Genomic DNA, 25448 nt, shown 5'->3' on the forward strand with positions numbered 1-25448 from the left:
AGCGGGTCGGAATCCGCCGGTTTGACAGGGATGCGGACAGCGCCTAAGATAGTAAAGTTGCTCCGGAGCGATCCTGAACGTTGGTTTGGGTGGTGCCGGTTAGTGTCTGTTGTTTGAGAACTCAATAGTGTGCCAAGTTTATTGATACCGATTTTTTATGAATTGGTTGATTTGCCAGGCTGTGCCGCCCCTGTGGTGTGGTCTGGTTTTTTAGCTGGTTTCAAATTTTGTGCAGCCTTCTGTCCGCGTTATTTCCGTGGTGGTTGGTTGTGTCTGTTTTACTTCAACGGAGAGTTTGATCCTGGCTCAGGATGAACGCTGGCGGCGTGCTTAACACATGCAAGTCGAACGATGAAGCCAGCTTGCTGGTGGATTAGTGGCGAACGGGTGAGTAACACGTGAGTAACCTGCCCTTGACTCTGGGATAAGCCTGGGAAACTGGGTCTAATACCGGATATGACTCCTCATCGCATGGTGGGGGGTGGAAAGCTTTTGTGGTTTTGGATGGACTCGCGGCCTATCAGCTTGTTGGTGAGGTAATGGCTCACCAAGGCGACGACGGGTAGCCGGCCTGAGAGGGTGACCGGCCACACTGGGACTGAGACACGGCCCAGACTCCTACGGGAGGCAGCAGTGGGGAATATTGCACAATGGGCGCAAGCCTGATGCAGCGACGCCGCGTGAGGGATGACGGCCTTCGGGTTGTAAACCTCTTTCAGTAGGGAAGAAGCGAAAGTGACGGTACCTGCAGAAGAAGCGCCGGCTAACTACGTGCCAGCAGCCGCGGTAATACGTAGGGCGCAAGCGTTATCCGGAATTATTGGGCGTAAAGAGCTCGTAGGCGGTTTGTCGCGTCTGCCGTGAAAGTCCGGGGCTCAACTCCGGATCTGCGGTGGGTACGGGCAGACTAGAGTGATGTAGGGGAGACTGGAATTCCTGGTGTAGCGGTGAAATGCGCAGATATCAGGAGGAACACCGATGGCGAAGGCAGGTCTCTGGGCATTAACTGACGCTGAGGAGCGAAAGCATGGGGAGCGAACAGGATTAGATACCCTGGTAGGTAGTCCATGCCGTAAACGTTGGGCACTAGGTGTGGGGGACATTCCACGTTTTCCGCGCCGTAGCTAACGCATTAAGTGCCCCGCCTGGGGAGTACGGCCGCAAGGCTAAAACTCAAAGGAATTGACGGGGGCCCGCACAAGCGGCGGAGCATGCGGATTAATTCGATGCAACGCGAAGAACCTTACCAAGGCTTGACATGAACCGGTAACGTCTGGAAACAGGCGCCCCACTTGTGGTCGGTTTACAGGTGGTGCATGGTTGTCGTCAGCTCGTGTCGTGAGATGTTGGGTTAAGTCCCGCAACGAGCGCAACCCTCGTTCCATGTTGCCAGCGCGTAATGGCGGGGACTCATGGGAGACTGCCGGGGTCAACTCGGAGGAAGGTGGGGACGACGTCAAATCATCATGCCCCTTATGTCTTGGGCTTCACGCATGCTACAATGGCCGGTACAAAGGGTTGCGATACTGTGAGGTGGAGCTAATCCCAAAAAGCCGGTCTCAGTTCGGATTGGGGTCTGCAACTCGACCCCATGAAGTCGGAGTCGCTAGTAATCGCAGATCAGCAACGCTGCGGTGAATACGTTCCCGGGCCTTGTACACACCGCCCGTCAAGTCACGAAAGTTGGTAACACCCGAAGCCGGTGGCCTAACCCCTTGTGGGAGGGAGCTGTCGAAGGTGGGACCGGCGATTGGGACTAAGTCGTAACAAGGTAGCCGTACCGGAAGGTGCGGCTGGATCACCTCCTTTCTAAGGAGCACCTACAGATCATTGCTGCCGCGTATGTGGTGGTGGGGGTTTGTCAGGAGTATATGCCCGTTGCGCAGACGCAAGTTCTGCGGCGGGTGCTCATGGGTGGAATATCAATGAACAGCGGCTGTCTGTGTCTTTCTCCTTCTTCAGTACGGATGCCTCTTCGGGGGTGTTGTGGAACGGTGGGTGAAGGGTTCGCGGGTGGTTTAGTGTTTGGCACACTGTTGGGTCCTGAGGCAACAGGGCCGTGTGGTTTTCCGCTCCTTTTATGGGTGCGGGGGGTTGGCGCGGGTTTGTTTGTTTCTGGTTTCCTGGCTGCATCGATCATGCACTTGTTGTGTGTGGGGTGTGTGGTTTGGGGTTGTTGTTTGAGAACTACATAGTGGACGCGAGCATCTTTTATAAGAAGCAATTTCCAAGAATATGAACCTGGATCTGGCTGCGCGTGATGGTACTGCCTTTGGGTGGTGTTGTTGGGTGTGGTTGGTTTTCATGGTTCTCTCGAGAAAAGTGTTTTGTTTTGATCTTTGTGGTCAAGTTTTTAAGGGCACACGGTGGATGCCTTGGCATTAGGAGCCGAAGAAGGACGTGGGAATCTGCGATATTCCTGGGGGAGTCGATAACCGGACTTTGATCCCAGGGTCTCCGAATGGGGAAACCCCGCCAGACGCGCGAGTGATCTGGTGACCCGTATCTGAACACATAGGGTACGTGGAGGGAACGCGGGGAAGTGAAACATCTCAGTACCCGCAGGAAGAGAAAACAATAGTGATTCCGTTAGTAGTGGCGAGCGAACGCGGATCAGGCTAAACCGTTCCATGTGTGATAGCCGGCGGGCGTTGCATGGTCGGGGTTGTGGGACTTTCCGTACTGTCTCTGCCGGGGCAGTGGGGTGTGATGTGCTGGCATAGGTGAACGGTCTTGAAAGGCCGGCCGTAGAGGGTGTGAGCCCCGTAACCGTAATGTTTGGTACCGCCCGGATGAGTATCCCAAGTAGCACGGGGCCCGAGAAATCCCGTGTGAATCTGTCAGGACCACCTGATAAGCCTAAATACTCCCTAATGACCGATAGCGGACCAGTACCGTGAGGGAAAGGTGAAAAGTACCCCGGGAGGGGAGTGAAACAGTACCTGAAACCGTGTGCTTACAATCCGTCGGAGCAGTCTTAGTTACTGTGACGGCGTGCCTTTTGAAGAATGAGCCTGCGAGTTAGTGTTACGTCGCGAGGTTAACCCGTGTGGGGAAGCCGTAGCGAAAGCGAGTCTGAATAGGGCGTTGCAGTGGCGTGATCTAGACCCGAAGCGAAGTGATCTACCCATGGCCAGGTTGAAGCGACGGTAAGACGTCGTGGAGGACCGAACCCACTTCAGTTGAAAATGGAGGGGATGAGCTGTGGGTAGGGGTGAAAGGCCAATCAAACTTTCGTGATAGCTGGTTCTCCCCGAAATGCATTTAGGTGCAGCGTTGCGTGTTTCTTGCTGGAGGTAGAGCTACTGGATGGCTAATGGGCCCTACAAGGTTACTGACGTCAGCCAAACTCCGAATGCCGGTAAGTGAGAGCGCAGCAGTGAGACTGTGGGGGATAAGCTTCATAGTCGAGAGGGAAACAGCCCAGACCACCAACTAAGGCCCCTAAGCGTGTGCTAAGTGGGAAAGGATGTGGAGTTGCGAAGACAACCAGGAGGTTGGCTTAGAAGCAGCCATCCTTGAAAGAGTGCGTAATAGCTCACTGGTCAAGTGATTCCGCGCCGACAATGTAGCGGGGCTCAAGTACACCGCCGAAGTTGTGGCATTCAGATAGTAGACAAGCCTTCGTGGTTCAGTCGTCTGGATGGGTAGGGGAGCGTCGTGTGGGCAGTGAAGTCGCGGTGTAAACCAGCGGTGGAGCCTACACGAGTGAGAATGCAGGCATGAGTAGCGAAAGACGGGTGAGAAACCCGTCCGCCGAATGATCAAGGGTTCCAGGGTCAAGCTAATCTGCCCTGGGTAAGTCGGGACCTAAGGCGAGGCCGACAGGCGTAGTCGATGGACAACGGGTTGATATTCCCGTACCGGCGAAAAACCGCCCATGTTGAACAGGGGATACTAACTGCCCGAGACCTGCCCGATCACCCTTGTGGTGTGAGGGTTTTGGTGGAGCGCAGGACCTGATCCTGGGAGGCAAGCGTATTAACAGGTGTGACGCAGGAAGGTAGCCGAGCCGGGCGATGGTTGTCCCGGTCTAAGGATGTAGGGCGAACGGTAGGCAAATCCGCTGTTCATGATGCCTGAGATCTGATGGGACCCCCGTATGGGGGGATTTGGTGATCCTATGCTGCCGAGAAAAGCATCGACGCGAGGTTTTAGCCGCCCGTACCCCAAACCGACACAGGTGATCAGGTAGAGAATACTAAGGCGATCGAGAGAATTATGGTTAAGGAACTCGGCAAAATGCCCCCGTAACTTCGGGAGAAGGGGGGCCCCAACCTTGAACACCACTTGCTGGTGGGAGGGGATCGGGGCCGCAGAGACCAGGGGGAAGCGACTGTTTACTAAAAACACAGGTCCGTGCGAAGTCGCAAGACGATGTATACGGACTGACTCCTGCCCGGTGCTGGAAGGTTAAGAGGACCGGTTAGCCTCACGGCGAAGCTGAGAATTTAAGCCCCAGTAAACGGCGGTGGTAACTATAACCATCCTAAGGTAGCGAAATTCCTTGTCGGGTAAGTTCCGACCTGCACGAATGGAGTAACGACTTCCCCGCTGTCTCAACCATAAACTCGGCGAAATTGCAGTACGAGTAAAGATGCTCGTTACGCGCAGCAGGACGGAAAGACCCCGAGACCTTTACTATAGTTTGGTATTGGTGTTCGGAGTGGCTTGTGTAGGATAGGTGGGAGACGTTGAAGCCCGGACGCCAGTTCGGGTGGAGTCATCGTTGAATACCTCTGGTCACTTTGGACATCTAACTTCGGCCCGTAATCCGGGTCAGGGACAGTGCCTGATGGGTAGTTTAACTGGGGCGGTTGCCTCCTAAAAAGTAACGGAGGCGCCCAAAGGTTCCCTCAGCCTGGTTGGCAATCAGGTGTCGAGTGTAAGTGCACAAGGGAGCTTGACTGTGAGAGAGACATCTCGAGCAGGGACGAAAGTCGGGACTAGTGATCCGGCGGTACATTGTGGAATGGCCGTCGCTCAACGGATAAAAGGTACCTCGGGGATAACAGGCTGATCTTGCCCAAGAGTCCATATCGACGGCATGGTTTGGCACCTCGATGTCGGCTCGTCGCATCCTGGGGCTGGAGTAGGTCCCAAGGGTTGGGCTGTTCGCCCATTAAAGCGGTACGCGAGCTGGGTTTAGAACGTCGTGAGACAGTTCGGTCCCTATCCGCTGCGCGCGCAGGAAATTTGAGAAGGGCTGTCCTTAGTACGAGAGGACCGGGACGGACGAACCTCTGGTGTGTCAGTTGTACTGCCAAGTGCACCGCTGATTAGCTACGTTCGGATGGGATAACCGCTGAAAGCATCTAAGCGGGAAGCCCGCTTCAAGATGAGATTTCCATACACCTCGTGTGTGAGAGGCCCCCAGCCAGACCACTGGGTTGATAGGCCGGATGTGGAAGCGGGGACTAAAGACCCGTGAAGCTGACCGGTACTAATAGGCCGATAACTTACACCACACCACCACTGCGTGAACCCATACTTCAATAGGGGTTCACACCAAAGCAGGTTGGTGAAGATCAATGAATGCTTGCGTCCACTATGTGGTTCCCAAACAACAAACCCGGCCCGGGTTTGCTGCCACGGAACCAACAACTGAATACAACACCACATGTTGTAACCACAAGACTTCCCACACCCCCAACGGGGTGACGGGTAAAAGGGTTACGGCGGTCATAGCGTGGGGGAAACGCCCGGTCCCATTCCGAACCCGGAAGCTAAGACCCACAGCGCCGATGGTACTGCACCCGGGAGGGTGTGGGAGAGTAGGTCACCGCCGGACAAACATTCAGGCCAGGCCCCGGAGAACCAACCGTTCCCGGGGCCTGACCCATTTAACACACCCACCAAAACCCTGGCAGGCAGAGGCAACCCCGGGACCATAGACTTGCCATCATGACTTCCAGCTCCCGCGCTTCGGCCCATAAGCGCGCCACGATCCTCGATGTGGCTGCAGCAGCTGGGGTCTCGAGGCAGACGGTTACCCGGGCAATGAACGATATGCCGGGGATCAGCCAGGCCACCCGGGAGCGGGTGCAGAAGCTGGCACGTGAGATTGGCTATACACCCAGCCGGTTTGCCAAAGGACTGGTCCAGGGTGCCAGGACCTCGATCGGCCTGGCCATCCCGGATCTCACTAACCCCTATTTCCCGGCCTTCGCCTCGAGCGTGGTGGAGATGGCGACCCGGCGCGGCTGGAATGTTGTTGTTGATGACTATGGGCACGGAACCGGCAGGGCCGTGGACGCTGTTGAACGGCTGGCACCGCAGGTGGACGCTGTTATTGGCTACTTGGATGACGATTCAGGCCAGGCCCAGGCGCTGATGGGCAGCCGGCCTGTGGTCCTGCTGGACCAGCCGGCAGGGCGGGCCGCGGGACGGATTACCTTCGATTACTCCCATGCGGCCAGGCTGGCCCTGCAGTACCTGGCGGCTGATGGACGCCGGCACATTGCGTATCTTGATTCCAGCCAGAACAGTTCGCTAAGTGCGCGCGGCAACGCCGTGGCTGATGCCGCCAAAGGACTGGGGATCCACCTTTTGCCGGCCCGTACCCTTGCGTCGGCCAATGAGGCGCGGCCGGCAGTACTGGAGCTGCTGGAACAGTCTCCGGAAGTGGACGGGCTGCTGGCGTTTAATGACCTGGTGGCGGCCGGTGCCCTCAAGGCCTTGGCGCAGGCAAACCGTTCAGTACCGCATGACTGCGCGGTCATTGGCATGGACGGTATTCCGCTGGGCGAGCTGGTTTCGCCGGAGTTGACCACGCTCTCGCTTGACCTGCGGGAAGTAGGCAGGGCCGCCGTCGAACTTCTTGAGGGCTTATTGTCCGGGACCATCGACCCGGGGAGCCCGGACGCCGAACTCGTGCTCCGGCATGAACTGATTGTTCGCGAATCCGCCTAGAACTGATGTGAACCCTATCCAGGACCACCTGGAGCCGGTAACATTTTCATCGGACCGTGAACGTTCACGGCCCGACGAACCGCCGCACCGATGACGGTCTCCCGGCCCAACCCAATCAAGGACTGCCTCATGCACGCCGAGCCCTCCACCCTGACCAACGGGGCGCCTTCCCGCGGCGCCGCTTCGGAGCAGCCCCGCCAACTTGAGCTGGCCGCCCCAGCGGTCCGGAACCTTGAATCACTCGAGCCGGCGCAGGGCACCGTGCCGCCGCGTGCGTATCTCCACAGCGACGCGCCCAGCCTCACGCTCAATGGTGACTGGCTCTTCAGGCTCAGCCCGGGCATCCGCCAGGCGCCCGAGGGCTGGCAGTCGGGGGCGGACAGCAGCGGCTTCACAACCCTGCCTGTCCCGTCCAGTTGGCCGATGCATGGCCATGGGAAGCCGGCCTATACCAACGTCCAGTTCCCGTTTGCGGTGGAGCCGCCGCATGTGCCCGAGGCGAACCCGATCGGCGACTATCTGGTGGAGTTCGACGCCGGCCCGGAGTTCCTGCCGAACGCGCTGCTCCGGTTTGATGGCGTGGATTCAGCCGGAACGGTCTGGTTGAACGGGGTCGAATTGGGCACCACCCGCGGAAGCCGGCTTGCGCACGAGTTTGATGTCACAGGGGTGCTCCGTGAAGGCCGGAATGTCCTCGCCGTCAGGGTGGCGCAGTTCTCTGCGGCCAGTTACGTGGAGGACCAGGACATGTGGTGGCTGCCGGGTATCTTCCGTGACGTCACGCTACAGGCGCGTCCGCAGCAGGGGATTGAGGACGTTTTTGTGCACGCGGATTTCGACCACCGGACAGGGCAGGGGATCCTGCGGGTCGAGGTGGGCCGGGGCGGGCAGCCGGCTGCCGCCGTCGTACATATTCCGGAACTTGGGCTGGAACTTGAGGCGGGAGCAGAGCACAGGATTCCAGGCATCGAGCCGTGGTCCGCAGAGGTACCCCGTTTGTACCAGGCAACTGTCCGCACGCCCGGCGAGAAGGTGTCACTGCAGCTCGGATTCCGCAGTATCAGCATTGAGGACGCCCAGTTCAAGGTCAACGGGCGGCCCATTCTGCTGCGGGGTGTCAACCGGCACGAACATCATCCGAAGCTGGGGCGCGTGGTCCCGCGGGACGTGATGGAAGCTGAACTGCGCCTCATGAAACAGCACAACATCAACGCCATCCGCACTTCCCACTACCCGCCCCACCCGGATTTCCTGGCGCTGGCGGACCAGCTCGGTTTTTACGTGGTGCTGGAATGCGACCTGGAGACGCACGGGTTCGAGAGCGGCGGCTGGAAGCAGAACCCCAGCGATGATCCGCAGTGGGAGGCTGCCCTGGTGGACCGGATGCGCCGCACCGTGGAGCGCGACAAGAATCACGCATCGGTCATCATGTGGTCCCTGGGCAATGAGGCGGGAACAGGCCGGAACCTCGCGGCCATGTCCCGCTGGACCAAGGACCGGGATCCGTCGCGGCCCATCCACTATGAAGGCGACTGGAGCTGCCCGGATGTGGACGTCTACTCCCGGATGTATGCCAGCCAGGCCGAGACGGAGCTGATCGGGCAGGGGAAGGAGGAGCCGCTGCAGGACCCGGCCCTGGATGCCCGCCGGCGCGCCATGCCGTTTATGCAGTGTGAATACGTGCACGCCATGGGCAACGGGCCGGGCGGAATGAGCGAGTACCAGGAGCTGTTCGAGCGCTATCCGCGGCTGATGGGCGGTTTTGTGTGGGAATGGCTGGAGCATGGAATCACCGTGACCGCGCCGGATGGCACTGAACAGTTCGCGTACGGCGGCGACTTCGGCGAGGAAGTGCACGATGGCAACTTCGTGACCGACGGCCTGGTGGATGCCAACCGCACCCCTCGCCCCGGGCTGCTTGATTTCAAGAAGGTCATAGAGCCGCTGCGCATCACGGTGGAGGACGACTGGTCCGGCTTCGCCGTGCGGAACGGCTTTGATTTCGCTGACACTTCCGCGCTCGGTTTCCGCTTCGAGGTGATGTCCGACGGCGTGACTCTCGACGCCGGGACGGTGGCGGTTGACGCTGTGTCACCGCAGTCCGAACGCTTTGTGCACCTGCCTCCTGGCCTGACGGCCTTGGCGGGGTCGGTCCGCAAGCCCGAAGGCGCTGCCGGCGGGTCCGGTCATGCGGCCGCGGTGCTCACCGTCAGCGCTGTGCTGGCATCGGCAACCGAGTGGGCGCCTGCGGGACACGAGGTTGCCTGGGCGCAGGCCATCCGGGAGGCTTCGTCTGGCTCCCGGCCCGCTGCCGTGGCGGCTGTTGGTGTGGAACCGGCTGAGCTGCAGCTGGGACCGGTGACGTTCGACCGCGCTACCGGTGTGCCGACGTCGATTGGTGCGGTGCCCGTGGAGGGATTGTCGCTGGTCCTCTGGTGGGCTCCTACCGACAACGACCTTGGCGCCGAGTGGGACCGTGAGGACACGCGTCCCATGGCGCAGCAGTGGAAGGACCCTGGACTCAACCGGATGCACAGCCGCCTCCTCGGCATAACGGCGAGCCCTTCGCCGGACGGCGGAGACGTGCTGACGGTCCGGACCAGGATGGCGGCCGCGGACAAGCAGTACGGCATCTTCGTCGACTACTCGTGGACCAGTGACGGGCAGGACGTGCAGCTCCGTACCCGTGTGCGGCCGGACGGCGAGTGGGTCAACGGCACTCGTCCGGTGGAGTGGGCGCGGATCGGGCTGGAACTTGTCCTGGGTACGGGGACGCGCACCGTGAGCTGGTTTGGCCAGGGCCCGCACCAGGCCTATCCGGACAGCGGCCAGGGTACCCGGGCCGGCTGGTTCGACCTGCCCGCGGAGGACCTGGACGTGGACTACGTGCGCCCGCAGGAATCTGGAGCCCGCTCAGGTGTGCGAACGGCAAACCTGACGCTCGACGGCGGCACCCTCGAAATCAGCGGGGAACCTTTCGCATTGACGGTCCGCCCCTATAGCCAGGGGGTCCTCGATGCTGCCATGCACCGTTCGGACCTTGTTGCCGATGGCCGCAGCTACGTCTACGTGGATCATGTCCGGCGCGGCGTGGGCACGGCGGCCTGTGGACCGGGAGTGCTGGACGCTTACCGGCTATCACCCCAAGAAGCCGACTTCTCCGTGGTGCTGCGCCCGAGCCGGTGATCGAGCGCCCCGGTGATCGAGCCTGTCGGGATCGAGCGCCCCTGGTGATCGAGCCTGTCGAGATCGAGCCCCCCGGTGATCGAGCCTGTCGTGATCCAGGCCCGATCGCGTGTGACCCGGTACACACGCCGCGACTATCGCCGCGGACAGCCGGAAACGGCCACTTGAGCCCCCGGAATCCCCGTAAGTCCGGGGGTTTCGGGGGCTGCACGACCCTAAGCGGGTGGGTTTGCGGTGGGGCCTCGCTGGGTGTATTGTTTTCTAAGTCGCCGCGAGGGGAACAGCGAAGAGCTGGTCACCGCAGGCGGACAAACTCCCTGAAATCAAGACCAATTCTGGTGGCTTTTAGAGCGCGTCGGAATGCGGTTGAGATGAGTTTTCTTCGGAAAGAATTCCTGAAACATGGATTTGCTTCCGAAAGACTGATCGGGTAAGTTTGGAAAGTTGCTCCGGAGCGATCCTGAACGTTGGTTTGGGTGGTGCCGGTTAGTGTCTGTTGTTTGAGAACTCAATAGTGTGCCAAGTTTATTGATACCGATTTTTTATGAATTGGTTGATTTGCCAGGCTGTGCCGCCCCTGTGGTGTGGTCTGGTTTTTTAGCTGGTTTCAAATTTTGTGCAGCCTTCTGTCCGCGTTATTTCCGTGGTGGTTGGTTGTGTCTGTTTTACTTCAACGGAGAGTTTGATCCTGGCTCAGGATGAACGCTGGCGGCGTGCTTAACACATGCAAGTCGAACGATGAAGCCAGCTTGCTGGTGGATTAGTGGCGAACGGGTGAGTAACACGTGAGTAACCTGCCCTTGACTCTGGGATAAGCCTGGGAAACTGGGTCTAATACCGGATATGACTCCTCATCGCATGGTGGGGGGTGGAAAGCTTTTGTGGTTTTGGATGGACTCGCGGCCTATCAGCTTGTTGGTGAGGTAATGGCTCACCAAGGCGACGACGGGTAGCCGGCCTGAGAGGGTGACCGGCCACACTGGGACTGAGACACGGCCCAGACTCCTACGGGAGGCAGCAGTGGGGAATATTGCACAATGGGCGCAAGCCTGATGCAGCGACGCCGCGTGAGGGATGACGGCCTTCGGGTTGTAAACCTCTTTCAGTAGGGAAGAAGCGAAAGTGACGGTACCTGCAGAAGAAGCGCCGGCTAACTACGTGCCAGCAGCCGCGGTAATACGTAGGGCGCAAGCGTTATCCGGAATTATTGGGCGTAAAGAGCTCGTAGGCGGTTTGTCGCGTCTGCCGTGAAAGTCCGGGGCTCAACTCCGGATCTGCGGTGGGTACGGGCAGACTAGAGTGATGTAGGGGAGACTGGAATTCCTGGTGTAGCGGTGAAATGCGCAGATATCAGGAGGAACACCGATGGCGAAGGCAGGTCTCTGGGCATTAACTGACGCTGAGGAGCGAAAGCATGGGGAGCGAACAGGATTAGATACCCTGGTAGTCCATGCCGTAAACGTTGGGCACTAGGTGTGGGGGACATTCCACGTTTTCCGCGCCGTAGCTAACGCATTAAGTGCCCCGCCTGGGGAGTACGGCCGCAAGGCTAAAACTCAAAGGAATTGACGGGGGCCCGCACAAGCGGCGGAGCATGCGGATTAATTCGATGCAACGCGAAGAACCTTACCAAGGCTTGACATGAACCGGTAACGTCTGGAAACAGGCGCCCCACTTGTGGTCGGTTTACAGGTGGTGCATGGTTGTCGTCAGCTCGTGTCGTGAGATGTTGGGTTAAGTCCCGCAACGAGCGCAACCCTCGTTCCATGTTGCCAGCGCGTAATGGCGGGGACTCATGGGAGACTGCCGGGGTCAACTCGGAGGAAGGTGGGGACGACGTCAAATCATCATGCCCCTTATGTCTTGGGCTTCACGCATGCTACAATGGCCGGTACAAAGGGTTGCGATACTGTGAGGTGGAGCTAATCCCAAAAAGCCGGTCTCAGTTCGGATTGGGGTCTGCAACTCGACCCCATGAAGTCGGAGTCGCTAGTAATCGCAGATCAGCAACGCTGCGGTGAATACGTTCCCGGGCCTTGTACACACCGCCCGTCAAGTCACGAAAGTTGGTAACACCCGAAGCCGGTGGCCTAACCCCTTGTGGGAGGGAGCTGTCGAAGGTGGGACCGGCGATTGGGACTAAGTCGTAACAAGGTAGCCGTACCGGAAGGTGCGGCTGGATCACCTCCTTTCTAAGGAGCACCTACAGATCATTGCTGCCGCGTATGTGGTGGTGGGGGTTTGTCAGGAGTATATGCCCGTTGCGCAGACGCAAGTTCTGCGGCGGGTGCTCATGGGTGGAATATCAATGAATAGGCATCTGGCGGCGTGTGCTGCCGGTTAGTACGGATTCCCTTTTCGGAGGGTGTCCTGGAACGCTGGTGGTGCGGGTTTGCCGGGTGGTGTTTGGCACACTGTTGGGTCCTGAGGCAACAGGGCCGTGTGGTTTTCCGCTCCTTTTATGGGTGCGGGGGGTTGGCGCGGGTTTGTTTGTTTCTGGTTTCCTGGCTGCATCGATCATGCACTTGTTGTGTGTGGGGTGTGTGGTTTGGGGTTGTTGTTTGAGAACTACATAGTGGACGCGAGCATCTTTTATAAGAAGCAATTTCCAAGAATATGAACCTGGATCTGGCTGCGCGTGATGGTACTGCCTTTGGGTGGTGTTGTTGGGTGTGGTTGGTTTTCATGGTTCTCTCGAGAAAAGTGTTTTGTTTTGATCTTTGTGGTCAAGTTTTTAAGGGCACACGGTGGATGCCTTGGCATTAGGAGCCGAAGAAGGACGTGGGAATCTGCGATATTCCTGGGGGAGTCGATAACCGGACTTTGATCCCAGGGTCTCCGAATGGGGAAACCCCGCCAGACGCGCGAGTGATCTGGTGACCCGTATCTGAACACATAGGGTACGTGGAGGGAACGCGGGGAAGTGAAACATCTCAGTACCCGCAGGAAGAGAAAACAATAGTGATTCCGTTAGTAGTGGCGAGCGAACGCGGATCAGGCTAAACCGTTCCATGTGTGATAGCCGGCGGGCGTTGCATGGTCGGGGTTGTGGGACTTTCCGTACTGTCTCTGCCGGGGCAGTGGGGTGTGATGTGCTGGCATAGGTGAACGGTCTTGAAAGGCCGGCCGTAGAGGGTGTGAGCCCCGTAACCGTAATGTTTGGTACCGCCCGGATGAGTATCCCAAGTAGCACGGGGCCCGAGAAATCCCGTGTGAATCTGTCAGGACCACCTGATAAGCCTAAATACTCCCTAATGACCGATAGCGGACCAGTACCGTGAGGGAAAGGTGAAAAGTACCCCGGGAGGGGAGTGAAACAGTACCTGAAACCGTGTGCTTACAATCCGTCGGAGCAGTCTTAGTTACTGTGACGGCGTGCCTTTTGAAGAATGAGCCTGCGAGTTAGTGTTACGTCGCGAGGTTAACCCGTGTGGGGAAGCCGTAGCGAAAGCGAGTCTGAATAGGGCGTTGCAGTGGCGTGATCTAGACCCGAAGCGAAGTGATCTACCCATGGCCAGGTTGAAGCGACGGTAAGACGTCGTGGAGGACCGAACCCACTTCAGTTGAAAATGGAGGGGATGAGCTGTGGGTAGGGGTGAAAGGCCAATCAAACTTCGTGATAGCTGGTTCTCCCCGAAATGCATTTAGGTGCAGCGTTGCGTGTTTCTTGCTGGAGGTAGAGCTACTGGATGGCTAATGGGCCCTACAAGGTTACTGACGTCAGCCAAACTCCGAATGCCGGTAAGTGAGAGCGCAGCAGTGAGACTGTGGGGGATAAGCTTCATAGTCGAGAGGGAAACAGCCCAGACCACCAACTAAGGCCCCTAAGCGTGTGCTAAGTGGGAAAGGATGTGGAGTTGCGAAGACAACCAGGAGGTTGGCTTAGAAGCAGCCATCCTTGAAAGAGTGCGTAATAGCTCACTGGTCAAGTGATTCCGCGCCGACAATGTAGCGGGGCTCAAGTACACCGCCGAAGTTGTGGCATTCAGATAGTAGACAAGCCTTCGTGGTTCAGTCGTCTGGATGGGTAGGGGAGCGTCGTGTGGGCAGTGAAGTCGCGGTGTAAACCAGCGGTGGAGCCTACACGAGTGAGAATGCAGGCATGAGTAGCGAAAGACGGGTGAGAAACCCGTCCGCCGAATGATCAAGGGTTCCAGGGTCAAGCTAATCTGCCCTGGGTAAGTCGGGACCTAAGGCGAGGCCGACAGGCGTAGTCGATGGACAACGGGTTGATATTCCCGTACCGGCGAAAAACCGCCCATGTTGAACAGGGGATACTAACTGCCCGAGACCTGCCCGATCACCCTTGTGGTGTGAGGGTTTTGGTGGAGCGCAGGACCTGATCCTGGGAGGCAAGCGTATTAACAGGTGTGACGCAGGAAGGTAGCCGAGCCGGGCGATGGTTGTCCCGGTCTAAGGATGTAGGGCGAACGGTAGGCAAATCCGCTGTTCATGATGCCTGAGATCTGATGGGACCCCCGTATGGGGGGATTTGGTGATCCTATGCTGCCGAGAAAAGCATCGACGCGAGGTTTTAGCCGCCCGTACCCCAAACCGACACAGGTGATCAGGTAGAGAATACTAAGGCGATCGAGAGAATTATGGTTAAGGAACTCGGCAAAATGCCCCCGTAACTTCGGGAGAAGGGGGGCCCCAACCTTGAACACCACTTGCTGGTGGGAGGGGATCGGGGCCGCAGAGACCAGGGGGAAGCGACTGTTTACTAAAAACACAGGTCCGTGCGAAGTCGCAAGACGATGTATACGGACTGACTCCTGCCCGGTGCTGGAAGGTTAAGAGGACCGGTTAGCCTCACGGCGAAGCTGAGAATTTAAGCCCCAGTAAACGGCGGTGGTAACTATAACCATCCTAAGGTAGCGAAATTCCTTGTCGGGTAAGTTCCGACCTGCACGAATGGAGTAACGACTTCCCCGCTGTCTCAACCATAAACTCGGCGAAATTGCAGTACGAGTAAAGATGCTCGTTACGCGCAGCAGGACGGAAAGACCCCGAGACCTTTACTATAGTTTGGTATTGGTGTTCGGAGTGGCTTGTGTAGGATAGGTGGGAGACGTTGAAGCCCGGACGCCAGTTCGGGTGGAGTCATCGTTGAAATACCACTCTGGTCACTTTGGACATCTAACTTCGGCCCGTAATCCGGGTCAGGGACAGTGCCTGATGGGTAGTTTAACTGGGGCGGTTGCCTCCTAAAAAGTAACGGAGGCGCCCAAAGGTTCCCTCAGCCTGGTTGGCAATCAGGTGTCGAGTGTAAGTGCACAAGGGAGCTTGACTGTGAGAGAGACATCTCGAGCAGGGACGAAAGTCGGGACTAGTGATCCGGCGGTACATTGTGGAATGGCCGTCGCTCAACGGATAAAAGGTACCTCGGGGATAACAGGCTGATCTTGCCCAAGAGTCCATATCGACGGCATGGTTTGGCACCTCGATGTCGGCTCGTCGCATCCTGGGGCTGGAGTAGGTCCCAAGGGTTGGGCTGTTCGCCCATTAAAGCGGTACGCGAGCTGGGTTTAGAACGTCGTGAGACAGTTCGGTCCCTATCCGCTGCGCGCGCAGGAAATTTGAGAAGGGCTGTCCTTAGTACGAGAGGACCGGGACGGACGAACCTCTGTGTGTCAGTTGTACTGCCAAGTGCACCGCTGATTAGCTACGTTCGGATGGGATAACCGCTGAAAGCATCTAAGCGGGAAGCCCGCTTCAAGATGAGATTTCCATACACCTCGTGTGTGAGAGGCCCCCAGCCAGACCACTGGGTTGATAGGCCGGATGTGGAAGCGGGGACTAAAGACCCGTGAAGCTGACCGGTACTAATAGGCCGATAACTTACACCACACCACCACTGCGTGAACCCATACTTCAAAAGGGGTTCACACCAAAACAGTTGGTGAAGATCAATGAATGCTTGCGTCCACTATGTGGTTCCCAAACAACAAACCCGGCCCGGGTTTGCTGCCACGGAACCAACAACTGAATACAACACCACATGTTGTAACCACAAAACTTCCCACACCCCCAACGGGGTGACGGGTAAAAGGGTTACGGCGGTCATAGCGTGGGGGAAACGCCCGGTCCCATTCCGAACCCGGAAGCTAAGACCCACAGCGCCGATGGTACTGCACCCGGGAGGGTGTGGGAGAGTAGGTCACCGCCGGACAAACATTAAAGGCCAGGCCCCGGAGAACCAACCGTTCCCGGGGCCTGACCCATTTAACACACAAAACCCAAGCCACAACCGGGCTCTTCGCGGTTCGTGGGGAAATGCATCCCTGAGATAAGCGTCATGCCGCCGTCCGGACGGCACTTCTCAAGAGAATAACCGATTTGTAGTTGCTTGGGTTGCGATACCCGCGGGCGGTGCGTTTGATGTTTTTTATGGCGGTGTTGTTGGCCTCGACCTTGCCTGTCGTGGCGCCGGTGATGATGAGTACTTCGATCTCCTGCCACCAGCGGCAGACGGTGCGGTAGAGCCTGTTTGTTTCCGGCCGTGCGGCAGCTTTGACCAGTTCCTCCAGGTGTTCTTTCGCTGTGGCGGCGTCCTCCAGGGAGCCGGTGCGCAGCAGGGCCCTGAGTTGTTCCTTGACTTTCCATACGGCTTGGAGGTGCCGGTCGGATCGTCGGCGGCGAACACGTCTTCCAGCTTGAGGGCGGCCCTGCAGCTGAGCGTGTCGCCGCCGCGAAGGAGGAGCATGCGGTGCGCCCAGGCCTTGTCGACGGCCCTGCCGCGGCGGCCCTTGACCTGCTGGGAGAGGTTCTGCCGGGTCTCGGTCATTGCCTGGTTGGCCAGCGAGATCAGGTGGAAGTGATCGACCGCGACGGCGGTGCGGGGAAGCCACATCCGCAGCGCTTTCCGGAACGCCGCCGACGGGTCGATCGCGACGACCTGCACTCCCAGGCGCCACTCCAGGGGACGGACGAACAGCCAGTCCCCGACGCCCTTGTGGTCCCGGCCGTCGACCACGCCAAGGACCTGGCCGGTGTCCAGGTCAACGATCGTTGTCATCCAGGGTTCGAACCGTGTCCACGCCTTCGTGGCGGGGTCCTGGAAGTAGCGCACGGACCGGAACCGGTGTTCATCGATGCCCAGCATCCGGGGGCTGAGTTTGTCCCACGTCCGGCAGCCTGAGCAGGCAGGCCTCATTCAGTGCCGCCCGGACCATCCACCAGGAAACGGCGAAGCCGGCAGCCGTGTCCGACACGGCCCTGCCGGAGCGGATGACCGCGTCCACGAGCTGGTCCCGGAGCCGGCCGGTGGAGCGGGCCCGGCGCGGGACCTGAGGGGTGGATTCAAAGAACGACAGCCGGTCGCAGGCCACTTCTTGGCAATACCAGCGGTACTTGGACCAGAGCACCTCCACCGGCCCGGCAACCGGAATGTCCCTCAGTCGCTGAAAGCGCCGTTCCTTCCGCCGGGAGGAGATGACTCCGCAGCTGGGGCACCCCGGCGGCTGGTCGGTTTCAACGATGACCTGCCGACAGCCGGCAGTGACGGTGGTGGAGACTACGTGGTAGTCGGGCAGGTTGAAGAGGATGGTGGCAGCGTCGGCTGCGACCCCGGTAGGCTCGTTCAAGGGCTCGTGGTCCTGTTCCAGGTTGAATGCTAGACACACTCATCCCAACAGGGCCACGGGCCCCCTTGTCTTCAACGACACGAACTCAATTCCCCACCAACCGCGAAGAGCCCACAACCGCCTGTTCCGGGAGCACGTCCCCCAATGCGGCCGGTAAAGTTGGGCACCATGAACAGTCTCTTCAGCCACGCCGCCAACAACGTTCCCGAGCCTGGCCCGGACGGCGGGCTTGAGACCCTGGTTGCCTCAGTGACCGTCCCGGGACCTGTTTCGCGGGCCTTTGAGGGGTTTACGGACCACACGCATTTGTGGTGGCCCATGGCATCCCACAGCGTCTATGGCGAGGGCTCCTATGTGGAGTTTGAAGAGCAGCTGATCCTGGAAACTGCCGATGATGGCCGGACCAGCATCTGGGGCACTGTGGGGGACTGGCACCCGCCCTTTACCTTCCAGGCATCGTGGCATCCGGGCAGCACCGCGCTGTGGTCCACAGAGATCCGGGTGGTGTTCGTCCGGGGTGAGGACAGCACTACTGTTGAGGTCCGGCACGACGGTTGGGAAGGCGCAGAGAACCCGGCAGCAGTCCGGAACCAGTGGGCGCAGGCGTGGCCTGAGATCCTCGGCAGCTTCGCCCGCTTTATGGGGGCAGGCTAGGCCCTGTCAGCTGCCGGAGGTACAGCCGTACTGTTCCGGATGACAAACTCCGTGGGGTAGCTCCTGTGGTGGCCTGGGTCAGCTGAGTTGCCGTTCAGACCGGCCAGAAGCAGTTCCACGGCCAGCGTTCCCTGCCCGCGGGCGTCCTGGTCAATCGTGGTAAGGCCGAAGACCTCGCCCAGTTCGTGACCATCGATACCTATCACTGACAGGTCCTCCGGTACCCGTAGCCCGAAGTCCCTGGCCGCAAGGATGGTGCCGATGGCCATCTCATCCGATGCTGCAAACACGGCAGTGGGCCGATCGGAGGTCGCGCCCAGCAGCTTGCGTGCCGTGGCGTAGGCGCCTTGGATGGTGAAGTCGGCAGTAACCATCCATTCGGGCCGGACCGGCAGGTGAGCCGCGTTCATGGCGGCTTCGAACCCTTGCTGCCGGGTGCCGGGCAACTGGAAGTCCTGGTCGTACATGGCATGGCCGGTGATATGGGCGATCTTTGAATGCCCCAGCTGAATAAGGTGATTCGCCGCTGAACGGGCTGTGCCGGCGTCGTCAATCCTGATAGTGGAGGCCCCGGCCAGCGGCCCGCCAATACCCACGATAGGGCGGTGTATGGCCAGCAGCTGCTGGATTTCCGTCTCGTCCAGTTCCAGGGAAATGGCGATCACGGCGTCCACGCGTTTGCGCAGCAGGAAGTCATTCAGGATGTTGCGTCGGCGGTGGTCGTCCTCACTGACGTTGTACAGGGTGAGGTCGTAGCCGGCGTCCAGTAAGGTGCCGGAAATGCCTTCCACCACCGCGGAAAAGAACCAGCGGTGGACGGAAGGAACCACCACCCCTACGTTCTGTGTACGTCCCGAGGCCAGGCTGGCAGCGTGGTAGGAGGGGATGAAGCCGAGCTCCGCGGCCGCCCTGCGCGCACGGTCACGGCTTTCGGCTGACACGTTGCCCTTGCCGGACAACGCACGTGAAACCGTGGCGACGGACAGGCCTGAAAGCTCCGCGACGTCCTTGATGCCCGGCATGCTCAGGCAGGATCCAATTGCAGCCACACAGTCTGGTTGGGTGCCACAAAGCCGTCCAGGCCACTGGGGGTTTCACGTCCGGCAGCTGTCGAATTCTGCAGCAGCGTCAGTCCGGTGGGCAGCTCCAGCGATTCGGAACCGAGGTTCATCACAACCAGGGTGGTTCCATTGACGTAGGCCAGCGCCGAATCCGTGCACCAGTCCTCCGCCCAGGCAAGGGAGCCAGTGCCCAGGGCAAGGGTTCGCCGAAGGCTCAGGGCTGTGCGGTAGAGGTTCAGGTGCGACGCCGGATCCTGGGTCTGCAGGTCCCTCGCCAGGGCAGCAAAGCTGTCAGGCTGGGGGAGCCAGGGCTCGGCGTCGGAGCCAAAGCCCAGGTGGGGCGCCGCAGACGTCCACGGAAGCGGCACGCGACATCCATCGCGGCCAAGCCGTTCCCCGCCCGTCCGGGCGAAGGTGGGGTCCTGGCGGCGGTCTGCCGGAATGTCAATGCCGTCCGGAAGGCCCAGCTCCTCGCCCTGGTACAGGTAGGCGCCCCCGGGGAGGCCCAGCATAAACAGGGAGGCCGCTGCAGCGCGCGTGCGGCCCAGTTCCGCGTCCGGCTGGGGGTCCGAGGGGCCGATGCCGTCGCCATCGCGGGGAGCCGGTCCGTTGTAGCCGAACCTGGTGGCGTGCCGGACGACGTCGTGGTTGGAGAGCACCCACGTGCTGGGTGCCCCCACAGCGTCCAGGGCGATCAGCGAGTCAGTCACTACTGTGCGCAGGCGGTTTACGTCCGAACCGGCGTGCAGGTAGGGGAAGTTGAAGGCCTGGTGCATCTCGTCCGGACGAACCCAGTCGGCAAGGCGCGGCAGGGGATCAACGTTCGCTTCCGCACAGAGGATGCGGTCCGGACCGTACTCGGCCAGGATTTTCCGCCATGCTCGGTAGATGTCGTGGAGAGCCGGCTGGCCGAACATCGGCGCGGCACTGCCGGGGAAGCCGTAGGAACTGTTGCCGTCAGGCCGGCCGCCCCATTCGGGCAGTCCCGGCGCCTTGACCAGCGCATGCGCCACGTCCACCCGGAACCCTGCGACGCCGCGATCCAGCCAGAAACGCAGGACGCGCTCGAACTCGGCGTGGACGGCAGGGTTGTCCCAGTTGAAGTCCGGCTGGCTGGAATCGAAGAGGTGCAGGAACCACTGGCCGGGTGTCCCGTTGGGCTCTGTGATCCGGGTCCAGGCGGGTCCGCCGAAGTGGGACTGCCAGTTGTTGGGCGGCAGCTCACCTGTGGCGCCCTTGCCGTCCCGGAAAATGAACATGTCCCGCTCCGGGCTTCCGGGAGCTGCCAGGAGGGCGGCCTGGAAGGCCACATGCTGGTCGGAGCAGTGGTTGGGGACGAGATCGACGATGACCCGCAGTCCCAGCCGCTCAGCCTCTGCCTGCATGGCATCGAAATCGGCCAGCGTGCCAAAGAGCGGGTCAACGTCACAGTAGTCGCTGACGTCGTAGCCGGCATCGCGCTGGGGGGAGCGGTAGAACGGGGAAAGCCACACGGCGTCGATGTCCAGTTCCGCGAGCTTGGAGAGCTCTGCCGTGATGCCTGCGAGGTCGCCTACACCGTCACCGTTGGCATCCCGGAAGGACCGCGGGTAGATCTGGTAGATCACGGCCGAACGCCACCAGCCAGGTGTGTGGTCGGCCGGGTGGATCTCCGTGAGGGGACCGGCGGTGAGTGCGGCTTCGAGGTAGTTAGCTACGGACATGGAGTGAATCCTAAGCCTCAAGGGCAGTAATGTGAAAACGCTTCCATTTGTGAAGCCAACCGCCCGGTGAGCAACCAGCCAGGTAGAAGCCATCCGCATGGAAACGGTTACAGGAGAACCGCGCCAGCGCCCGGGAGCCACCACCTAAACTGGGCTCCGTGGATGAAGCAGAGCGGTATACCCCACAGGCAGGCATCGCCAGTGAACTGGCCCTCCTCCTGGGCATCGGAAAAGTAGCTGTCAATGAAGAGGTGCTGGCCGCCTACGCCGTGGACGCGGCGCCCGTTCTCGACTACCAGCTCCCCGTCGCCGTGGTCTGGGCTGAATCGGTGGCCGATGTACAGGCAGTCATGCGGACCTGCTCGGCCCACGGTGTTGCCGTGGTGGCCCGCGGCGCCGGAACAGGTGTCTCCGGCGGCGCACACGCCACCCGGGGCTGCCTTATCCTCAGTCTGGAACGCATGGACCGGATCCTGGACCTCAATCCGGATGATGAGACCGCCGTCGTCGAAGCTGGAGTGGTGAACGCGGCGCTGAACGTGGCGGCAGCAGAGCATGGGCTGATGTACGCGCCGGATCCGGCCAGCTTCCGGCAGTCGACGATCGGTGGCAACGTGGCCACGAACGCCGGCGGACTGCGCTGCGCCAAGTATGGCGTGACACGTGACTCGGTGCTTGCCCTTGACGTTGTCCTGGCCGACGGATCACTGATCCACACCGGGCACCAGACCTTCAAGGGCGTGGCCGGATATGACCTCACGGCACTGTTCGTGGGCTCCGAGGGAACCCTGGGTATTGTGGTGGCCGCAACCGTCCGGCTCAAATACCTGCCGCGCAACGTCCAGACCATCGCGGCGTTCTACCCTGACTTCCGCCTGGCAGCAGCCGGGGTGCTGGCAGTAGGCCGTGCGCGGGTCCAGCCGGCCATTATGGAACTGCTCGACGCCGGTTCGCTCACCCAACTCGACGACGCCTACGGATCGGACCTCCGGTCCCGTGGTGCGGCACTGTTGCTCATTCAGACTGACGGGTTTGGCGCAGAGGCGGAGGCCGACGTCGTACGCAGTGTCCTGGCGGCGGGCGGCGCTGTTGTGACAACCGAGGCCAGTGCCGAAGCCGAGACGCTGGTGGAGCTGCGGCGGAGCAGCCGCGGTGCCGCGCCGGATGACGACTACCGGGTGGGTGAGGATGTGGCAGTGCCCCGGTCACGGCTGGTGGACTACGTAGCCGGACTGGACCGGATTGCCGCCCGCCACGATGTCCGGCTCAGGGTGGTTGCCCACGCCGGGGACGGCAACCTGCATCCCACGTTCTGGGTTAATGGCAGGGGAGAGGGCGCGGCGCCCGATACTGGCGCAATCCAGCGGCTGAACCTCGCGCTGGATGAATCGGTCACGGTGGCCCTGGACATGGGCGGAACCATTACCGGAGAGCACGGGATCGGACAGTTCAAGCGCCGCTGGCTGGGCCTGGAGCAGGCGCCGGAAGTCCGGGAACTGCAGCGCAGGATCAAGGAACTCTTCGATCCTGCCGGCATCCTGAATCCCGGCAAGGCGATTTAGGCCTTCCGGAGAGAGGTACCTACCCTCTTGGTATTCCAGCAAGGCGGGTAACTGCATTCAGTTTCAGACTATCCGCATATTTACTTTGCAGTAACGGTCTCGTATTCTTCTTTGGTATACCAAACCAGAAAACGAGGTGCCTGTGCGGGAACAACCAAGCGCAATAACTGCCGGAAAGGCCCGCCGGGCTAACCGAAGCCTGCGCAGCCCCATGAAAGTGGCGTTCCTTCTGTGTGCGCTGGCACTGGTATCGATGAACCTCAGGCCTGCCATCACAACGTTGGCCGGCGTGATGGGCCAGCTGCACGGTACCTTTGGCGTGGACGCGCAGGCGCTTCCGCTGCTGGGTGCAGCGCCGGTGCTCGCTTTCGGGCTCTCCGCGCCTATCGGCCCATGGCTGGCCCGGCGCACGGGCACCGCGACTGCCATCGCTGTGGCACTCACGGTCCTTGCGGTCGCGTTGCTGACGAGGGCACTCGTCCCAGGCTTTCTGTTCCCGGGGACGCTCGTGGCAGGCGCAGCCATTATGACGGCCAGCGTCCTGGTGCCGCAGATCGTTAAAGCCAACCGCGGAACCGGCTGGTGGACAGGCCTGTGCACGATGGGGTTCGGACTTGGAGCGGCGCTGGGGGCAGGGCTGGTCCAGCCGCTGCAGGAAGCGCTGGGCAGCCTTGAAATGGCGCTCGCCATCTGGGCCGTACCCGCAGTGCTGGCGGCCGTGATGATCAAGGCGGCTACACGGAAGGCGGCTGCACACCAGGTCGCGCCGGGCACTTCCACGCCGGCCACGGTCTTCGCAGACGTGACCGTTCCGCTGCGCCGGCAGGGTACCGCCTGGGCCATCACCGCGTTCTTCGGACTGCAGGCCATGCTGTACTTCGCCGTCACATCCTGGCTGGCCGTCTTCCTGGAATCCAAGGGTTTCGCCACCGGAGAGGCCGCCGCCCTGCTGGCCTGGTTCAGCATCGCGGGCCTGCCGGGCAGCCTGCTGACCCCCGTGCTGGCCAGCCGTCCACGGATACTCAGGATTCTGGCGCCTGGACTGGGAATACTGGTCGCAGCCGCACTCCTGGCCGTCCTTGTGGCACCCCAGGGCCTGCAATTCACGCTCATCGGGGTGCTGGGAATCATCCAAAGCGCGCCTTTCGGACTCGGAATGGCACTGATCGTGATCCGTTCGGCGGGCCCACGGACCGCTGGCAGGTTGTCCGCCATGACGCAGGGTCTCGGGTTTTCCCTCGCGGCTGCCGGCCCGCTGCTCGCCGGACTTCTGCACACCTGGACCGGAGGCTGGACGGCGCCGTTCTGGTGCATGGCCGGAGTCGGCATACTCCTTGCAGTGGCTGGCTTCGCCGCGGTCAATGGCGCACAGGTGACCGTGGGAGAAGAGGCGGCGGAGCTTCCGGCCCAGCCCGCCGCCGTCGGGCCCTGAAGACCCGTTACTGATCGCAACAATGCGGCCGGTCCCTCCACGGAGGAACCGGCCGCTTTTAGTGTGTGGACTAGAGCAGCTGGAGCTGGTCCGCCACGACCTTGCCCCGGTGCAGCACTGTGCGGTCGGTGCCGCGGTCCATAACGGCTGAGGTGACAGTCCCGCCGTCGAGCAGCAACAGTTCCGCCGGATCGCCGACGTCGACACCCGGGCGGTGTGCCGTGCCCTTCAGCCGGGTGGCACCCGGGTCCAGGATGCTGGCGCCGCCGATGCTGGCAATGGCGTAGCAGTGCTCGATCAGCTGGTCCTGGCGGAAACCGTGCGTGAAGGCGAGCTGCCAGGTGCGGTCCAGCATGTCCGTATTGCCGTAGGGGGACCAGTAGTCACGCTGGCCGTCCTGGCCCAGGCCCAGCCTGACGCCGGCCTCGGACAGCAGCGGAATCGGTAGCTGGCCCGCCACGCCCACGGAACCCGGAGCCACGGAAGCGAGGGAGACGTCCAGTTCGGCGAATGCTTCGATCAGCCGCCGGGTGGTGGCCTCGTTGACGCTGCCCAACTGGTAGGCGTGGGACATGGTGACCTTCCCCTGCATGCCCAGGGCCCGCGTGCGCTCCAGGATGAGGTCTGTGCTGAAGACGCCAAGTTCCCCCGGTTCGTGCAGGTGGATGTCCACGGGGACCTGGTATTTTTCCGCCAGCCCGAACACAATGTCCAGGTGCCTGACGGGGTCCCGGTCCAGGGTGCACGGATCAATGCCGCCCATCACCGTCGCTCCGGCCCTCAGGGCTTCCTCCAAGAGTGCCGGGCTGCCTTCCTCGCGGAGCAGGCCGGCCTGCGGGAACGCGATGATCTCCACGTCGGCCTGGTCCTTGAAGTGTTCCTTGGCCGCCATGACGGCGTCGAAACGCTCCAGCCGGCAGTCCACGTCCACCTGCGCGTAGGACCGGACCCGGGTAGTGCCGCGGGCAATCATGCGGCCCAGGGTATCCCGCACCCGGTCAACCAGCGGCACCTCGGCCGTGCGCCAGTTCAGGCGGTCATTCATCATCATGGCCCACACTCCGGGGCCGCCCGTGTGCTCGCGGAACGGCAGGCCGATCCGGGTGGAATCCAGGTGCACATGGACATCGGAGAAGGAGGGGAGCAGGAGCCGCCCGCGGCCCTCGACGACGGTGGTGCCCTGGTTGGCGGGGCGCGTTGGGTCATGCTTTTCGACGGCGGAAATCCTGCCGCCCGATTCATCCGCAACGATGGTGACGTCGCTTAGTTCCCCGCCCCAGGGGCGGGCGGCGCGGATCAGGGTAGTCACTGGGCAAACTCCTTTGTAGTGCTTTACGCCGGCCTCGTGAAAT

The 25448-nt window shown here is 60.8% G+C and carries 10 protein-coding genes, 6 rRNA genes and 1 pseudogene; 11 read left to right on the forward strand and 6 right to left on the reverse strand.

Annotation, left to right across the window (positions count from 1 at the left end; all coding sequences use genetic code 11):
- Nucleotides 1-283 precede the first annotated feature (283 nt).
- From ACPJW8_RS03725 to rrf (ACPJW8_RS03760), 8 genes are all read left to right on the forward strand, one after another.
- A 16S ribosomal RNA gene (locus tag ACPJW8_RS03725) occupies nucleotides 284-1809 on the forward strand.
- A 534-nt stretch (nucleotides 1810-2343) separates the two neighbouring features.
- Nucleotides 2344-5468 (forward strand): 23S ribosomal RNA (locus tag ACPJW8_RS03730).
- 206 nt (nucleotides 5469-5674) lie between these two features.
- Nucleotides 5675-5791 (forward strand): 5S ribosomal RNA (rrf, locus tag ACPJW8_RS03735).
- The 16S, 23S and 5S rRNA genes sit together here, the layout of an rRNA operon.
- A 113-nt stretch (nucleotides 5792-5904) precedes the next feature.
- Nucleotides 5905-6912 carry a LacI family DNA-binding transcriptional regulator gene (locus ACPJW8_RS03740; RefSeq protein ID WP_330189675.1) on the forward strand — a complete coding sequence of 336 codons (1008 nt, stop codon included), beginning with the start codon at nucleotides 5905-5907 and terminating at the stop codon, nucleotides 6910-6912.
- 129 nt (nucleotides 6913-7041) lie between these two features.
- Nucleotides 7042-10098, forward strand: coding sequence for a glycoside hydrolase family 2 TIM barrel-domain containing protein (locus ACPJW8_RS03745; protein WP_330189674.1), 3057 nt, complete (start codon nucleotides 7042-7044; stop codon nucleotides 10096-10098).
- Nucleotides 10099-10768: 670 nt separating this feature from the next.
- Nucleotides 10769-12290: ribosomal RNA gene (locus ACPJW8_RS03750) — 16S ribosomal RNA — on the forward strand.
- A gap of 532 nt (nucleotides 12291-12822) precedes the next feature.
- Nucleotides 12823-15948: ribosomal RNA gene (locus tag ACPJW8_RS03755) — 23S ribosomal RNA — on the forward strand.
- Between the two features lie 205 nt (nucleotides 15949-16153).
- Nucleotides 16154-16270, forward strand: a 5S ribosomal RNA gene (rrf, locus tag ACPJW8_RS03760).
- 124 nt (nucleotides 16271-16394) lie between these two features.
- On the opposite strand, the gene ACPJW8_RS03765 is transcribed toward rrf (ACPJW8_RS03760), so the two are convergent.
- The 3 genes and pseudogenes from ACPJW8_RS03765 to ACPJW8_RS03775 form a co-directional block, all read right to left on the reverse strand.
- The gene (locus tag ACPJW8_RS03765; protein ID WP_425256450.1) at nucleotides 16395-16817 is read right to left on the reverse strand and encodes a transposase; all 423 of its coding nucleotides are present in this window, start codon (nucleotides 16815-16817) and stop codon (nucleotides 16395-16397) included.
- Nucleotides 16787-17254 (reverse strand): annotated as a pseudogene (locus ACPJW8_RS03770) (ISL3 family transposase); the annotation flags it as partial. The gene ACPJW8_RS03765 and the pseudogene ACPJW8_RS03770, both read right to left, overlap by 31 nt.
- A complete protein-coding gene (locus ACPJW8_RS03775) occupies nucleotides 17187-17723 on the reverse strand; it encodes a transposase family protein (RefSeq protein ID WP_425256406.1) in 537 nt (178 codons plus the stop codon). The gene ACPJW8_RS03775 and the pseudogene ACPJW8_RS03770, both read right to left, overlap by 68 nt.
- A gap of 129 nt (nucleotides 17724-17852) precedes the next feature.
- Between ACPJW8_RS03775 and ACPJW8_RS03780 the strand changes: the two genes are divergently transcribed.
- Nucleotides 17853-18338, forward strand: coding sequence for an SRPBCC domain-containing protein (locus tag ACPJW8_RS03780; protein ID WP_330186492.1), 486 nt, complete (start codon nucleotides 17853-17855; stop codon nucleotides 18336-18338).
- On the opposite strand, the gene ACPJW8_RS03785 is transcribed toward ACPJW8_RS03780, so the two are convergent.
- The gene (locus ACPJW8_RS03785; RefSeq protein WP_330186506.1) at nucleotides 18335-19360 is read right to left on the reverse strand and encodes a LacI family DNA-binding transcriptional regulator; all 1026 of its coding nucleotides are present in this window, start codon (nucleotides 19358-19360) and stop codon (nucleotides 18335-18337) included. The genes ACPJW8_RS03780 and ACPJW8_RS03785 overlap by 4 nt on opposite strands.
- 2 nt (nucleotides 19361-19362) lie before the next feature.
- A complete protein-coding gene (locus ACPJW8_RS03790) occupies nucleotides 19363-21102 on the reverse strand; it encodes a glycoside hydrolase family 13 protein (protein ID WP_330186493.1) in 1740 nt (579 codons plus the stop codon).
- Nucleotides 21103-21296: 194 nt separating this feature from the next.
- Here ACPJW8_RS03790 and ACPJW8_RS03795 point away from each other — a divergent pair, with 194 nt between their 5' ends.
- A complete protein-coding gene (locus ACPJW8_RS03795; protein WP_425256451.1) occupies nucleotides 21297-22664 on the forward strand; it encodes an FAD-binding oxidoreductase in 1368 nt (455 codons plus the stop codon).
- 211 nt (nucleotides 22665-22875) lie between these two features.
- Nucleotides 22876-24096 carry an MFS transporter gene (locus ACPJW8_RS03800; protein WP_330186495.1) on the forward strand — a complete coding sequence of 407 codons (1221 nt, stop codon included), beginning with the start codon at nucleotides 22876-22878 and terminating at the stop codon, nucleotides 24094-24096.
- Between the two features lie 70 nt (nucleotides 24097-24166).
- On the opposite strand, the gene ACPJW8_RS03805 is transcribed toward ACPJW8_RS03800, so the two are convergent.
- Complete coding sequence (locus ACPJW8_RS03805) at nucleotides 24167-25405, reverse strand: amidohydrolase family protein (protein WP_330186496.1); 1239 nt, start codon at nucleotides 25403-25405, stop codon at nucleotides 24167-24169.
- Between the last annotated feature and the right edge of the window lie 43 nt (nucleotides 25406-25448).

Origin of the sequence: Pseudarthrobacter sp. J47 (assembly GCF_049810315.1) — a bacterium.
Classification (GTDB): domain Bacteria; phylum Actinomycetota; class Actinomycetes; order Actinomycetales; family Micrococcaceae; genus Arthrobacter.

Bases quoted from the DNA above. Each gene is read 5' to 3' on its own strand.
- ACPJW8_RS03785 (WP_330186506.1), bottom strand. From the start codon at position 19,360: ATGCCGGGCATCAAGGACGTCGCGGAGCTTTCAGGCCTGTCCGTCGCC.
- ACPJW8_RS03780 (WP_330186492.1), top strand. From the start codon at position 17,853: ATGAACAGTCTCTTCAGCCACGCCGCCAACAACGTTCCCGAGCCTGGC.
- ACPJW8_RS03800 (WP_330186495.1), top strand. From the start codon at position 22,876: ATGAAAGTGGCGTTCCTTCTGTGTGCGCTGGCACTGGTATCGATGAAC.
- ACPJW8_RS03745 (WP_330189674.1), top strand. From the start codon at position 7,042: ATGCACGCCGAGCCCTCCACCCTGACCAACGGGGCGCCTTCCCGCGGC.
- ACPJW8_RS03740 (WP_330189675.1), top strand. From the start codon at position 5,905: ATGACTTCCAGCTCCCGCGCTTCGGCCCATAAGCGCGCCACGATCCTC.
- ACPJW8_RS03790 (WP_330186493.1), bottom strand. From the start codon at position 21,102: ATGTCCGTAGCTAACTACCTCGAAGCCGCACTCACCGCCGGTCCCCTC.